Origin of the sequence: Nocardia testacea NBRC 100365, assembly GCF_000308775.1 — a bacterium.
Lineage (GTDB): Bacteria > Actinomycetota > Actinomycetes > Mycobacteriales > Mycobacteriaceae > Nocardia > Nocardia testacea.
Map to the genome: position 1 here is coordinate 1 of NZ_BAGJ01000178.1, position 1483 is coordinate 1483.

Sequence of the window (1483 nt, forward strand, 5' to 3'; positions counted from 1 at the left end):
GGACGAGCGCGAAGGCGCCGAACGCCACCGCGAGCGCCGCCGCGCTCAGCACCGCGAAGTACTTCCCTGCCCACCGGAACGAGCCGGCGGGCGCGCGGCGGGGGCGGGCCGCGCACCCTGGAGATCGGCGGTGAGTTCCGCGAGATCCCCCAGAGTGACGGCGGCGGCGAGCAGTTCGGCGCGGGCACCGTACTCGTCCTCCGCGAGCTGGCCCTCGCCGAAAGCCCGGCTCAGCACCTCGCCGGCGGCATCGCGGTCGGCGGTGCGGGCGCGGGTATCGGGCGAGTACCCGGAGGCCGGCACGGAACCGGCGGCACGCTCGCGGCGGACGCGCCGCGCGGCCGGCGTCTGCAGATCCGCGACCAGTTCGGACAGTTCGCCCAGAGTTTTCGCGGCCCGGCCGCGGCGATGCGATCGTGGTACTCGCCGGCGCCGAGCTGCCCCTCGGCATAGGCGGCGTCGAGCACAGTCGCGGTTTCGGCGCGGTCGATATCACGCGCGCGCAGACGACCGGGTATGACCGTGGACACCCCCGAATCGTACGGTGAGAGCGTCTTGCCGTGGGTTCGCACGGATCACCTTTCATACGGCGGTAACCGGGAAGGTATCGGCCGGGACAGATGGCACACATGCGCCAACTCGCCCGCCCGTCCGGCGCACAACCCGCCACCGACCACCCATCACGTCTGCGCACTCCGGGAATCCGCGGAGCACCGGGCCCGGCCCGCGGACACCCGAACCGCGCCCGTGCGGCGGAGGTACGAATCCAATGCGGCCGTGGGCGGCGCCAATACATCACCGCTACTCTGGGAGCGTGCGAATACAGCGGCAAGTGGTCGACTACGCGCTCCGGCGCAAGTCGCTGCTGGCTGACGTCTATGCGGGCCGTGTCGATGTCGCCGAGGTATGTGACGCCAATCCCTACCTCCTGCGTGCGGCCAAATTCCACGGCCGGGGGAGCGAGGTCACATGCCCTATCTGCCGGAAGGAACAACTCACCCTCGTATCCTGGGTCTACGGCGACGGCCTGGGGCCGGTCGCGGGTTCCGCGCGCAGCCCGGAAGAGCTGGTACGCCTGGCCGAGACCCGAGAGGAATTCTCGGTTCATGTGGTCGAGGTGTGCCGGACATGCAGCTGGAATCATCTGGTGCAGTCCTATGTGCTCGGGAAGACGCCGCAGGGCCGGCGTTCCGGTTCCCGGGTGAACCGGCGCACCGCCGCGGAATGAGACCGCCCGGCCCGACGATGGTGCCCGCGCCGAGCCCCCAGGGGCGCCGCGGAGCGAGCCCATCCGACCGATACGAGCTTTGGAGACCTTGTCAGTGACTTCGCCCTACGACCCCCCACTCGGCGATGACCCGCGCGGTGGTCGCACCCAGCGCGGACCGCTTCCGGGTCGGGAGCCGCAGCAGCGACCGGGTACGCCCAACCGTGGTCCCGCGCCGAACGCGAACGCGCCACGTCCCGGGCAGGGCGGCCGACC

Annotated in this window: 2 protein-coding genes and 1 pseudogene; 1 reads left to right on the plus strand and 2 read right to left on the minus strand. The window is 71.3% G+C overall.

Annotated elements, in window-relative coordinates; all coding sequences use genetic code 11:
- Positions 1-45: 45 nt before the first annotated feature.
- Both ON38_RS36665 and ON38_RS35095 read right to left on the minus strand, forming a co-directional pair.
- Complete coding sequence (locus tag ON38_RS36665) at positions 46-303, minus strand: DUF1707 SHOCT-like domain-containing protein (RefSeq protein ID WP_051165145.1); 258 nt, start codon at positions 301-303, stop codon at positions 46-48.
- Between the two features lie 33 nt (positions 304-336).
- Positions 337-530 (minus strand): annotated as a pseudogene (locus tag ON38_RS35095) (DUF1707 SHOCT-like domain-containing protein); the annotation flags it as partial.
- Positions 531-814: 284 nt separating this feature from the next.
- Here ON38_RS35095 and ON38_RS24860 point away from each other — a divergent pair.
- Positions 815-1228 carry a DUF5318 domain-containing protein gene (locus ON38_RS24860; protein ID WP_174372459.1) on the plus strand — a complete coding sequence of 138 codons (414 nt, stop codon included), beginning with the start codon at positions 815-817 and terminating at the stop codon, positions 1226-1228.
- The last annotated feature ends 255 nt before the right edge of the window (positions 1229-1483 follow it).